13 protein-coding genes are annotated in these 11,962 nt (G+C 71.1%); 11 read left to right on the forward strand and 2 right to left on the reverse strand.

Features of this window, described 5'->3' with window-relative positions; genetic code table 11:
* Window positions 1–12 precede the first annotated feature (12 nt).
* The 9 genes from DJ017_RS18495 to DJ017_RS18535 are packed head-to-tail and all read left to right on the forward strand — an operon-like array spanning window position 13 to window position 8,078.
* Window positions 13–954, forward strand: coding sequence for a Gfo/Idh/MocA family oxidoreductase (locus tag DJ017_RS18495; RefSeq protein ID WP_111530370.1), 942 nt, complete (start codon window positions 13–15; stop codon window positions 952–954).
* A 24-nt stretch (window positions 955–978) separates the two neighbouring features.
* Window positions 979–1,668 (forward strand): 4-carboxy-4-hydroxy-2-oxoadipate aldolase/oxaloacetate decarboxylase, encoded by a 690-nt coding sequence (locus tag DJ017_RS18500; RefSeq protein WP_111530371.1) that lies wholly within the window; start codon window positions 979–981, stop codon window positions 1,666–1,668.
* Window positions 1,665–2,759, forward strand: a complete 1,095-nt coding sequence (locus tag DJ017_RS18505; protein ID WP_111530372.1) for a 4-oxalomesaconate tautomerase — start codon at window positions 1,665–1,667, stop codon at window positions 2,757–2,759. Before DJ017_RS18500 ends, DJ017_RS18505 begins: the two co-directional genes overlap by 4 nt.
* Entirely contained in the window at window positions 2,756–3,625 is an 870-nt protein-coding gene (locus DJ017_RS18510; RefSeq protein WP_111530373.1) for an NAD(P)-dependent oxidoreductase, read from the forward strand. The genes DJ017_RS18505 and DJ017_RS18510 overlap by 4 nt, the downstream gene beginning before the upstream one ends.
* The gene (locus DJ017_RS18515; protein WP_111530374.1) at window positions 3,622–4,644 is read left to right on the forward strand and encodes an amidohydrolase family protein; all 1,023 of its coding nucleotides are present in this window, start codon (window positions 3,622–3,624) and stop codon (window positions 4,642–4,644) included. Before DJ017_RS18510 ends, DJ017_RS18515 begins: the two co-directional genes overlap by 4 nt.
* A gap of 7 nt (window positions 4,645–4,651) precedes the next feature.
* Window positions 4,652–5,935, forward strand: coding sequence for a cation:dicarboxylate symporter family transporter (locus tag DJ017_RS18520; RefSeq protein WP_111530375.1), 1,284 nt, complete (start codon window positions 4,652–4,654; stop codon window positions 5,933–5,935).
* An 11-nt stretch (window positions 5,936–5,946) separates the two neighbouring features.
* On the forward strand, window positions 5,947–6,843 hold the full coding sequence (locus DJ017_RS18525) for an amidohydrolase family protein (protein ID WP_227000247.1): 897 nt from the start codon (window positions 5,947–5,949) through the stop codon (window positions 6,841–6,843).
* A 3-nt stretch (window positions 6,844–6,846) separates the two neighbouring features.
* Window positions 6,847–7,233: a protocatechuate 4,5-dioxygenase subunit alpha gene (gene ligA / locus DJ017_RS18530; RefSeq protein ID WP_111530376.1), complete on the forward strand. Its 387-nt coding sequence runs from the start codon at window positions 6,847–6,849 to the stop codon at window positions 7,231–7,233.
* Window positions 7,233–8,078: a class III extradiol dioxygenase subunit beta gene (locus DJ017_RS18535; protein WP_111530377.1), complete on the forward strand. Its 846-nt coding sequence runs from the start codon at window positions 7,233–7,235 to the stop codon at window positions 8,076–8,078. The genes ligA and DJ017_RS18535 overlap by 1 nt, the downstream gene beginning before the upstream one ends.
* Window positions 8,079–8,094: 16 nt before the next feature.
* Here the strand turns inward: DJ017_RS18535 and DJ017_RS18540 are convergent, their stop codons facing one another.
* Together DJ017_RS18540 and DJ017_RS18545 are read right to left on the reverse strand one after the other, a co-directional pair.
* The gene (locus tag DJ017_RS18540) at window positions 8,095–9,078 is read right to left on the reverse strand and encodes an alpha/beta hydrolase (RefSeq protein WP_111530378.1); all 984 of its coding nucleotides are present in this window, start codon (window positions 9,076–9,078) and stop codon (window positions 8,095–8,097) included.
* Between the two features lie 20 nt (window positions 9,079–9,098).
* Complete coding sequence (locus DJ017_RS18545) at window positions 9,099–10,781, reverse strand: carboxylesterase/lipase family protein (RefSeq protein WP_111530379.1); 1,683 nt, start codon at window positions 10,779–10,781, stop codon at window positions 9,099–9,101.
* A 126-nt stretch (window positions 10,782–10,907) separates the two neighbouring features.
* Here DJ017_RS18545 and DJ017_RS18550 point away from each other — a divergent pair, with 126 nt between their 5' ends.
* Together DJ017_RS18550 and DJ017_RS18555 are read left to right on the forward strand one after the other, a co-directional pair.
* Window positions 10,908–11,333, forward strand: coding sequence for a hypothetical protein (locus DJ017_RS18550; protein ID WP_111530380.1), 426 nt, complete (start codon window positions 10,908–10,910; stop codon window positions 11,331–11,333).
* Between the two features lie 86 nt (window positions 11,334–11,419).
* Window positions 11,420–11,890 carry a TadE/TadG family type IV pilus assembly protein gene (locus tag DJ017_RS18555; RefSeq protein ID WP_111530381.1) on the forward strand — a complete coding sequence of 157 codons (471 nt, stop codon included), beginning with the start codon at window positions 11,420–11,422 and terminating at the stop codon, window positions 11,888–11,890.
* Window positions 11,891–11,962: the final 72 nt, after the last annotated feature.

An 11,962-nucleotide genomic window follows, 5' to 3' on the forward strand; every position in this document is an offset into this window, starting at 1 on the left:
GGAGGAACGTCCGTGAAAGTGGTCATGGCCGGGCAAGGCGCCTTTGGAATCAAGCACCTGGAAGCCATGGCCAACATTCCGGGGATCGAGGTGGTCAGCCTCGCCGGCGGCAGCGAGGACAGCACCCGCGCCGTCGCCGAGCGCTTCAAGATCCCCCACTGGACGCTCGATCTGAAGGAGGCCCTGGCCCAGCCCGGCGTCGAGGCGGCGATCCTCGCCACCCCCACCCAGATGCACGCCGCCCAGGCGATCCAGTGCCTGGAAGCCGGCAAGCATGTGCAGGTCGAGATCCCGATGGCCGACAACCTGGCCGACGCCGAGCGCCTGGCCGAGGTCGCCAGGAAGAGCGGCCTCGTCGCCATGGCCGGGCACACCCGCCGCTTCAATCCGTCCCACCAGTGGATCCACAAGCGCATCGCGTCCGGCGAGCTGAAGCTCCAGCAGATGGACGTCCAGACCTACTTCTTCCGGCGCAAGAACCTCAACGCGCTCGGCCAGCCGCGCTCGTGGACCGACCACCTGCTCTGGCACCACGCCGCCCACACCGTCGACCTGTTCTCCTACCAGACCGGCCAGGAGATCTCGGTCGCCCGCGGCGTCCAGGGCCCGACGCATCCCGAGCTCGGCATCGCCATGGACATGTCGATCCAGATGAAGGTCCCGATGGGCGCCATCTGCACCCTCAGCCTGTCGTTCAACAACGACGGGCCGCTCGGCACCTTCTTCCGCTACATCTGCGACAACGGCACCTACATCGCCCGCTACGACGACCTCGTCGACGGCAAGGAGAACCCCATCGACGTCTCCAAGGTGGACGTGTCGATGAACGGCATCGAGCTGCAGGACCGTGAGTTCTTCGCCGCCATCCGCGAGGGCCGCGAGCCCAACGGCGCGGTGGCCCAGGTGCTGCCCGCCTACCGCACCCTCGACGTCATCGAGAAGAGCCTCCTCTAGGCGCCCGTTGAAGGAAGTGACCGCATGAGTCTCGTCGTCCGCAACATCCCGCGCGCCGAGCCGGGCGTGGTCGAGGTCCTCGCCGGCTACGGCGTGGCCACCGTCCACGAGGCCCAGGGCCGCAAGGGGCTGCTGGCCTCCTACATGCGCCCGATCTACCGGCCCTGCGCCATCGCCGGCTCGGCGGTGACCTGCGAGGTCGCGCCCGGCGACAACTGGATGATCCACGTCGCCGTCGAGCAATGCCGCCAGGGCGACATCCTGGTGGTCGCCCCGACCAGCCCCTGCGAGGACGGCTACTTCGGCGACCTCCTGGCCACCTCGCTCAAGGCGCGCGGCGTCCGCGGCCTGGTCATCGACGCCGGCGTCCGCGACGTGGTGGTGCTGAGCGAGATGGGCTTCCCCGTCTGGTCCAAGGCCATCTACGCCCAGGGCACGGTCAAGGAGACCCTCGGCAACGTGAACCTGCCGCTGGTCTGCGCCGGCGCCCTGATCAACCCCGGCGACGTCGTCGTCGCCGACGACGACGGGGTCTGCGTGGTCCGCCGCCAGGAGGCCGCCGCCGTCGCCGAGAAGGCGAAGCAGCGCGAGGCCAACGAGGTCGACAAGCGCGCCCGTCTGGCCGCCGGCGAGCTCGGCCTCGACATCTACAAGATGCGCGAGCGCCTGGCCGAGAAGGGCCTGAAGTGGGTCGACGAGGCCCCCGCCGAATGACCCAGACGGCGATCCCTTGCACTGTCATGCGCGGCGGCACGTCCAAGGGCCTGTACTTCAGGCTCCAGGACCTGCCGGCGGACACCGCCCTGCGGGATGCGGTGCTGCTCGCCGCCATGGGATCGCCCGACCCGCGCCAGATCGACGGCATGGGCGGGGCCCATCCGCTGACCAGCAAGATCGCCGTCGTCGGCCCCTCCACCCATCCTGACGCCGACGTCGACTACCTCTTCCTCCAGGCCGTGGTGGACGAGGCGCGCATCGACGCCGGCCAGAACTGCGGCAACCTCCTGGCAGGCGTCGGCCCCTTCGCCATCGAGGAGGGGCTCGTTCCGGCGCAGGACGGGACCACTGTCGTGCGCATCAACATGCTCAACACCCAAAGCCTGGCCTCGGCCCTGGTCGAGACGCCCGGCGGCAGGGTGCGCTACGACGGCGCCGCGCGCATCGACGGCGTGCCGGGGACGGCCGCGCCGATCCCGATCGACTTCCTCGACGTGGCCGGCTCGAGCTGCGGCGCCCTGCTGCCCACCGGAAACGCCCGCGACGTGGTCCAGGGGATCGAACTCACCGCCATCGACAACGGCATGCCCGTCGTCGTCATGCGCGCCGCCGACTTCGGCAAGACCGGCTACGAGAGCCCCGAGGCCCTGGAGGCCGACGCCGAGCTGAAGGCCCGCATCGAGGCCATCCGCCTCGAGATCGGCCCGCGCATGAACCTCGGCGACGTGGCGAAGAAGACCGTGCCCAAGATGTGCCTCGTCGCCCCGCCCCAGCACGGCGGCGCCATCTGCACCCGCAACTTCATCCCGCATCGCGTCCACGAGGCCATCGGGGTGTTCGGCGCGGTCAGCGTCGCCACCGCCTGCGTGACGCCCGGCTCGGTCGCCGCCGAGGTCGCCGGCATCGCCGACGTGCAGGCCGTGAAGGAGCTCGAGGTCGAGCATCCCACCGGCTTCTTCACCGTCGCCATGGAGGTCAGCCTCGACGGCGGCCAGGTGAAGGTCGATCGCGCCGCCCTGCTTCGCACCGCCCGCCGCCTGATGCGCGGCGAGGTCTATGTCCCCGCCAGCATCTGGGGCGGCAAGTGACCCGCCGGATCGCCCTCATCGGCTTCGGCGAGGTCGGCCAGATCCTCGCCCAGGACCTCGCCGGCAAGGCCGACCTCTCGGCCTGGGACATCCTCTTCGCCGACCCCGCGAGCCGGCCTGCCGCCGCCGCCCGGGCCGCCGGCCTCGTCCTCCCGGCCAGCGCCGCCGACGCCGTCCGCGGCGCCTGGCTGGTGATCAGCGCCGTCACCGCCGAGAATGACCTCCAGGCGGCCCGCAGCGCCGCCGAAGGGATCGCGCCCGGCGCCTTCTACCTCGACCTCAACTCCTGTTCGCCGGGCCAGAAGCTGGCCTCCGCCGAGGCCGTCGAGGCAGCCGGCGGGCGCTATGTGGAAGCGGCGGTGATGAGCCCCTTCCCGCCCCGGCGCACCGCCTCGCCCATGCTGCTCGGCGGGCCGCACGCCGCTGCCTTCCTGGCCGAGGCGCAGGACCTGGGATTCACCGGCGCCCGCGCCTATTCCGAGACCGTCGGCCGGGCGGCGGCGACCAAGCTCTGCCGCAGCGTGATGATCAAGGGAATCGAGGCCCTGCTCACCGAATCCATGCTCGCCGCCCGCCGCTACGGGGTCGAGCAGGAGGTGCTTGCCTCCCTCTCCGACCTCCTGCCGCTGCCCGACTGGAACGCCACGGCCGGGTACATGATCTCCCGCTCCCTGGAGCACGGCGTGCGCCGCGCCGAGGAGATGCGCGAGGCCGCCCGCACCGTCGCCGAAGCCGGCGTCGAACCGCTCATGAGCCTGGCCATCGCCGGGCGCCAGGACTGGGCCGCCGGCTTCAAGGCCGCCCTCTCCGACGACCTGCCCGCCATGCTCGACGCCATCAACCAGCAAGCCGACACCGCCCAATGATCATCGACTGCCACGGCCACTACACCACCGCCCCGACCGCCCACGACGCCTGGCGCGACGCCCAGAAGGCGGCCTTCAAGTCGGGCGGCGACATCGACCCGGCCTACCCGGATATCTCCGACGACGAGATCCGCGAAACCATCGAGAAGAACCAGCTGCGGCTCATCAAGGAGCGCGGCGCCGACCTCACCATCTTCTCGCCGCGCGCCTCGACCATGGCCCACCACGTCGGGGACGAGGCGGTCTCCAAGGCCTGGACCCGCCGCTGCAACGACCTCATCAAGCGCGTCGTCGACCTCTTCCCCGAGACCTTCGTCGGCGTCTGCCAACTCCCCCAGTCGCCCGGCGTGCCGGTGTCCCACTCCATCGAGGAGCTGGAGCGCTGCGTCACCGAGCTCGGCTTCGTCGGCTGCAACCTCAACCCCGACCCGTCGGGCGGCCACTGGACCGCCCCGCCGCTCACCGACCGCGCCTGGTATCCCTTCTTCGAGAAGATGGTCGAACTGGACGTGCCGGCCATGGTCCACGTCTCCGGCTCGTGCAACGCCAACTTCCACGCCACCGGCGCCCACTACATCAACGCCGACACCACCGCCTTCATGCAGTTCCTGGAGGGCGACCTCTTCAAGGACTTCCCCACCTTGCGGTTCGTCATTCCGCACGGCGGCGGCGCGGTCCCTTACCACTGGGGCCGCTACCGGGGCCTCGCCGACATGCTCAAGCGCCCGCCGCTGCGCGAGCACGTCATGAAGAACGTCTTCTTCGACACCTGCGTCTATCACCAGCCGGGCATCGACCTGCTGTTCCGGGTGATCGACGTCGACAACATCCTGTTCGGCTCGGAGATGGTCGGCGCCGTGCGCGGCGTCGATCCGGAGACCGGCCACTTCTTCGACGACACCAAGCGCTACATCGACGCCCTGCCGATCCCGCAGGCCGACAAGGAGAAGGTGTTCGAGAAGAACGCCCGCCGCGTCTATCCCCGCCTCGACGCGATCCTCAGGTCGCAGGGCCGCTGAGGCGTTCGTGACCGCTCGCCCCGCCCGCTTCGGCGTTTTCGGCCAGCTCTGGTTCCAGGTGCTGGCGGGCACGATCCTGGGCGCGGCCATCGGCTGGGCGGACCCGGCGCTCGGCGTCCAGCTCAAGCCTCTGGGCGACGCCTTCATCGCCCTCGTCCGGATGATGATCGGGCCGGTGGTCTTCTGCACCGTCGTCCACGGCGTGGCCTCCATGGCCGACATGCGCCGCGCCGGCCGCACGGCCCTGAAGGCCCTCGTCTACTTCGAGGTCGTCACCACCCTGGCGCTCGCCATCGGCCTTGCCGGCGTCAACCTCTGGGGGCCGGGCCGCGGCATGGCCATCGCGCCGGGCGCCCTCGATCCGCACGCGGCCGCCCAGTACATCAAGCAGGCCCAGCACCAGACCATCGTCGACTTCCTCCTTGGGATCATCCCGGACACCTTCGTCGGCGCCTTCACCGGCGGGGCGGTCCTGCCCGTGCTGCTGGTCTCGGTGCTGACGGCGCTCGCCCTCATCCGCATGGGCCGCAACGGCCAGCCGATCCTCGCCGCCATCGGCGCGGCCGAGCGGCTGGTCTTCCAGATCATCGGCTTCGTCATGTGGGCCGCGCCCATCGGCGCCTTCGGGGCCATCGCCTTCACGGTCGGAAAGTTCGGCGCCGCCTCGCTGGCCTCGCTCGGCGGGCTGATCGCCGAGTTCTACCTGGTCTGCCTGGTCTTCACCGTCGTCGTGCTCGGCGGCATCGCCGCCGCCTTCGGGATCAACCTCGTCCGGCTGATGGGCGCCCTGCGCGAGGAGATCGTCGTCGTCGCCGCCACCACCTCCACCGAGACCGTGCTGCCCAGCCTGATCGCCAAGCTCAAGCGCCTGGGCTGCGAGGAGTCCGTCGTCGGCCTGGTCGTGCCGCTCGGCTACGCCTTCAACCTCGACGGCACCTGCCTCTACCTCGCCACGGCCAGCATGTTCCTCGCCCAGGCCACCGGCCACGAGCTCGCCCTGGCCGACCAGCTCGGCCTGATGCTGGTCATGCTGCTCACCTCCAAGGGCGCGGCGGGCGTCGCCGGCGCTGCCTTCATCGTGCTCGCCGCGACCCTCGCGGCCACCGGCGCCGCTCCGCTCGGCGCCATCGCCCTGATCCTCGGCATCCACCGGATCCTCGCCGAGGCCCTGACCTTCGTGAACCTGATCGGCAACGCGCTCGCCACCCTGGTGGTCGCCCGCTGGGAGGGCGCGCTCGACCGCGACGCCCTCACCGAGGGCCTCGCCCGGCCCGCGCCCGCCGCCGCCTGAACGGACCTTCGATGACCGACCCCAAGCCCCAGGTGATGGACCCCGACTGGCTGGTCTTCCATCCGAGCCCGAAGAAGCCGGCCTACAGGCCGCCGCCCGGGGCGGTGGACGCCCACTGCCACGTGTTCGGCCCGGCCGCCGAATTCCCCTTCGCGCCGGAGCGCAAGTACACCCCCTGCGACGCCGGCAAGGCCGAGCTCTTCCGGCTGCGCGACTTCCTCGGCTTCGAGCGCAACGTGATCGTCCAGGCCACCTGCCACGGCAAGGACAACCGCGCAGTGGTCGACGCCATCGCCGCCTCGGGCGGCAAGGCGCGGGGCGTCGCCACTGTCGGCGAGGAGATCACGGAGGCGCAGCTCGCCGCCCTCGACGCCGCCGGCGTCCGCGGCGTGCGCTTCAACTTCCTGCGCCGGCTCGCCGACTTCACGCCGCACGACGTCCTGCGCCGCATCGCCGACAAGGTCGCCCCCTTCGGCTGGCACGTGGTGGTCTATTTCGAGGCCCCGGACCTCGCCGAGCTGAAGCCGCTCTTCACCTCCCTGCCCACCAAGGTCGTCGTCGACCACATGGGCCGGCCGGACGTGAAGCTCGGCGTCGACCACCCGCAGTTCCAGGCCTTCGTGCAGTGGATGGATGAGGACGAGGACGTCTGGTCCAAGGTCTCCTGCCCCGAGCGCCTCAGCCTCGCCGGCCCGCCCTACGACGACGTCGTCCCCTTGCAGCGGACCATCGTCGAACGCTTCCCCGACCGGGTCCTCTGGGGCACCGACTGGCCGCACCCGAACCTCAAGGGCCACATGGCCGACGACGGCGTGCTGGTCGACCAGATCCCCAAGTTCGCCGTCACCGAGGAGCTTCGTCGCAAGCTGCTCGTGGACAATCCCACCCGGCTCTACTGGGACCGCTGAGTCATGACCGAGAAGCCGTACCACGACATCCCCGGCACCATCCTGTTCGACGCCGAACAGTCGCGCCTGGGCTACCACCTCAACATGTTCTGCATGTCGCTGATGAAGGCGGAGAACCGCGAGGCCTTCAAGGCCGACGAGCGCGCCTACCTCGACCGCTTCCCGATGAGCGAGGCCCAGAAGCAGTCCGTCCTCGATCGCGACTGGAACGGCATGCTGGCGCTCGGCGGCAACATCTATTTCACCTCCAAGATCGCCGCCACCGACGGCCTCTCCTTCCAGCAGATCGCCGCCATCATGAGCGGCGTCAGCCAGCCGGAATACGCCGAGATGATGCTGAAGGGCGGCCGGTCCATCGACGGCAACCGGTCCAAGAAGGAGAGCCGCTAGTGGCCAGGATCACCGCAGGCGTGGCCACCAGCCACGTGCCCGCCATCGGCGCGGCGCTCGACAACGGCCGCTCGGGCGAGGACTACTGGAAGCCGCTGTTCGCAGGCTACGACTTCTCCAAGAAGTGGATCGCCGAGGACAAGCCCGACGTCGTCATCCTGGTCTACAACGACCACGCCTCGGCCTTCTCGCTCGAGCTGATCCCGACCTTCGCCATCGGCTGCGCCGACAGCTTCCAGCCCGCCGACGAGGGCTGGGGCCCGCGCCCGGTTCCGGTCGTCGAGGGCCACCCGGCGCTCGCGTGGCATCTCGCCGAGAAGCTGATCCTCGACGAGTTCGACATGACCATCGTCAACCGGATGGACGTCGACCACGGCCTCACCGTGCCCCTGTCGCTGATGTTCGGCCAGCCGCAGGCCTGGCCCTGCAAGGTCATCCCCCTGGCGGTCAACGTGGTCCAGTACCCGCCGCCCACCGGCAACCGCTGCTACAACCTCGGCAAGGCGATCCGCCGCGCGGTGGAGAGCTTCCCGGAGGACCTCAAGGTCCAGGTCTGGGGCACCGGGGGCATGAGCCACCAGCTCCAGGGCCCGCGCGCCGGCCTCATCAACAGGGCGTTCGACAACGCCTTCCTCGACCGCTTGGTCGACGACCCGGTCGCCCAGTCGAAGGTCCCGCACCTCGACTATGTCCGCGAGGCGGGCTCCGAAGGCATCGAGCTGGTCATGTGGCTGATCATGCGCGGCGCGCTCGACGACAAGGTCAAGGTCGCCCACCGCTTTTACCACGTGCCGGCGTCGAACACGGCCGTGGGCCACCTGATCCTGGAGAACGGGGCGGCCTGAAGCCGCCCCCCAAGCCTCAGCGCCGGCCGAGCGTCTGGTCGAACCAGTCGAAGGTCGCCTGCAGCGCCTTCAGGCTCGCCGCCCGCGTCCCGGCCGGCGTGTGGCCGATGAAGCTGTGATCGGCGCCGGGCAGCTCGATCGCGGCCGAGCGCACGCCCGCCGCCTTCAGCCGGGCCGCCATGGCCCGCGACTGGTCCGGCGGCACGGTCCTGTCCTCCGCGCCATAGATCAGCAGCATCGGCGGGGTCTTGGCGTCCACGTGGGCGATCGGGCTCTGCGCCCTCGCGACGTCCGGGCACTCGGCCGGCGCGCAGCCGAGATAGCCGCCCGGCCCGCCCGGCGCGCGCGTCGCCCCGGGCGCCGGAGGCGGTCCCGCCGGCAGCGCCGTGAAGTCGAACACCCCGTACCAGATCACCGCCGACTGCACGCAGTCGCTCTCGCCCTTGCCGTCGGCGGCCGTGCAGTCGGTGGCCGCGAGGCCAGCGAGCTGGCCGCCGGCCGAGCCGCCCCAGATCGCGACCCGGCTCTTGTCGATGCCGTAGTCGGCCGCGTGCGCCTTCAGCCAGCGGATGGCTGCGTCGACGTCCTGCGAGGCGGCCGGGGCCCGCGCCTCGCCCGCCAGGCGGTAGTTCAGCGAGGCGACCACATAGCCGCGGGCCGCGAGGTCCGCGAGCACCGCCGGGAAGTTGGTGAAGGCGCCGGCGTTGCGCGCCGTGCCGTTCACCCAGCCGCCGCCGTGGACGTAGATCACCAGCGGCTTGGCCCCGCCCGCCTTGGGCGGGGTGTAGAGGTCCAGCGTCATCGGCCGGAAGCCCGGCAGGGTCGAATAGACGAGGTCCGGATGGCCCGTGACGCCGCCGGCGAACACCGGCCGCGCCTTCGGGAACTGGTCGCTGCTGACCACGGCCGGGGAGACCTGGGCCGTCACCGGCCTGGCCACGGCCCCGGTGGCCGCCGCGCTGGCGGCCAGGGCGAGCAGGGCGAGGGAGAGGTTTCGCATGTCGGTTCCTCCGTTCCGGCTCAGTCGCGCGGGCCGCTGCGCAGCGCCGGGCGGGCGGCGGGCGACACCGGGTGCGCCGCCTGCCAGTCCATCCGCTTCACCGGCAGCTTCTCCACCGTGATCGAGTCGCCGAACACCACATACTGCGGATCGCGCGGGGCGTAGGCCGGCCACTTCAGGGCCGCCGTCGAGGGCGAGCCAGTCTCGGCCAGCGCCACCAGGGCCCCGAACATCCGGTCGGTGAGCTGGCGGTCGTAGGCGGTGTAGACCCGCGTCGGCCGGATCAGGTTGTAGTTGTCCAGGGTGTCGAACCAGTAGGGCACGTCGGCGGTGTGATAGGCGCCCACGGTGGCGGTGTTCTGGTCGGCGAAGGTCACGCCCGGGGCATAGGGATGCCGGTGCGTGAAGAGGTCGATGTAGGTGGCCTGGGTGTTGTACTTGGCCATGAGGTCGCCGCAGCGGCGCGAGCTCGCCAGCAGCCCGCCCTCGACCGCCGCCCGGTGCGCCATCGGCTGGACGTCGGCGTCGGTCTTCACCGGATAGAGCTTGAGGAACTCCGCCGCCGCCGGGCCGTACATGGCCTCCGCCGCTGCCCGGTACTCGGCGACCGTGTGGGTCTTGGTCAGCGGGCTCTGGGCGCTGTCCAGGTCGTCGCCGTTCGACGAGGCGATGATCGGCACGTCGCTGGCCGCATGGCTCGCCAGCGCCTCCTCCTTGGGCATGGTCCAGAAGTAGCCGTCGATCACCTGCGGCGCGCGCAGGCCGGCGACATTGGCCCCCACCTGGCTCTCGGCCTGCAGCGCCAGGATCTTGTCGGCCGGCACGTCGCGCATGGCCGCAAGGCTCGTCGCGCCCAGCCGCTTCTGCGCCTCGAGGCCCACCTTCTCACCCTCGGCCAGCGGCACGAGCCCGCCGATCATGCCGGCCGAGGCGAGGTTGCAGGCGCTCGACATCATCGCGCCGCGGAACAGGCCCTTGGACAGCGGGCTGGTGAGCTGGGCGGCCACCGAGCCGGCGCCGAACGACTGGCCGGTGATCACCACCTTGTTCGGGTCGCCGCCGAACCTGGCGATATTGTCGTGGATCCAGCGCAGCGCCGCGTTCTGGTCGAGGTAGCCGTAGTTGCCGGAGTGGCCGCCCTGCTCCTTGCTGAGCTCGGGGTGGGCCATGTAGCCCAGGAGGCCGACGCGGTAGTTGAAGTTGACGAAGATCGCCCCGCGCTTGGCGGCGTTCTCGCCGTCATAGTTGGCCATGCCGGACGAGCCGATCGTGCCGCCGCCGCCATAGATGAAGACGATCACCGGGCGGCCGTCACCGGCCTTCGCCTCGGCCGGCGCCCAGACGTTCATGTAGAGGCAGTCCTCGCCGCTCGCCTCTTCGCCGAAGTAGTGGTTGATGTTGTGCGGCCGCAGGACCTGGATGCACTCCGGCCCCTTGCGGTCGGCGTTCCACACCCCGTCCCAGCGCGCCGGCTCCGGCGGGCGCCAGCGCAGGTCGCCGACCGGCGGCTTGGCGTAGGGGATGCCCAGGTAGGCCTTGACCCCGGAGGCGAGCCGCGTGCCCGCTACCTTGCCGCTCGCCGTCGCCACGGGATCGCCCGCGACGGGGTTCATCGCCGCGGCCGAAGCCGTGGTCACGCCCGCCGCTGCGCCCAGCGCCAGCGCCGCCGCAAGTCCAAGCCTGATCGTCCAACCCGCGCTCATCGTCACACTCCCCGATCTGATTTTTCTGGTTCGAGCGAGCGGCACTATGGCTTGATGAACTATCTAGTTCAATCATAATTCATCCTTGCTATACGGACCCGTCGGAGGTCCCCTCGGAGGTCGATCGTGCAGCGGTCCAGCGGCGCCACAGCTCCCCCGCCCCAGGCGGCCTTCGCGGCCGCCCTCGCGCGCACGCCCATGGACCTCTACGTGGTCTGGAATGGGGCCCGCTACGCCGAGCGCCAGGGCTCGCTCTCCTCGCGCACCCTGCAGCTCGTCACCGAGCCGCGCACGCCGCTCTCCCTGCGCGAGCTCATCCTGCGCGCCGCCCGGCTCGAGGACGGCGCCGACTTCACCCCCGATGCGGTGCGCGCCGCCGTGCGCCAGCACCAGGCCATCCGCGGCGTCGCCTACTACCTGGTCCGCAAGACCCGCGAGGGACACTTCGTGGCGGTCAGCGACGTGGCCTGGCCGGCCGACGGCTCCGGTCCGATCCGCGCCGGGGACCTCATCGCCACCCGCCCCGCGCCGCTTCGCCGCCTCGCGGGCTGAGCCCCGCCTCCTGCGACGGAATCGCCGCGCGACAACTTGCCGGCACAACCTATGGAGGCAGGCGCGCTAGGACGACCCCAACGCGCATGTGCTCCAATCCTCTCCATCCGGCCGCCGCTCGACGGCAGGCCCGCACGCTCCTCGGCGACCGCCGCGGCGCGGCGGCGGTCGAGTTCGCCCTGGTCGCGCCGATCCTGCTCCTGCTGATGGCCGGGCTGGTCGACGGCTCGCGGCTGATCGCGGCCTCCATGCAGGTCAATTCCGCCGCCCAGGCCGGCGCCGACTTCGCCCTGCGCAACGGCTGGAACCAGGCCGGGACCGCCGCCGCGGTCAGCGCCGCCGCCTCGGGCCTCGACGCGCCTGGGGTCGCGCTCAGCCAGGGCTGCGTCGCCAACGCCACCCTCACCGCCGCCGCCGGCGCGACCTGCCCGGACGGCCGCGCGCCCGGCCGCTACGTGACCGTCACCGCCAGCGCGCCCTACAGGTCGGTGATGCGCTGGCCGGGCGTCGCCCTGCCCTCCAGCGTCTCGGCCAAGGCCGTGGTGCGCGTGCCATGAGCCCCATGCCCCCAGTCGCCATGCCCCCAGTCGCCATGCCCCCAGTCCCCATGCCCCGAGTCCTAGCCCGAG

Source organism: Phenylobacterium soli, from assembly GCF_003254475.1.
GTDB lineage: Bacteria > Pseudomonadota > Alphaproteobacteria > Caulobacterales > Caulobacteraceae > Phenylobacterium > Phenylobacterium soli.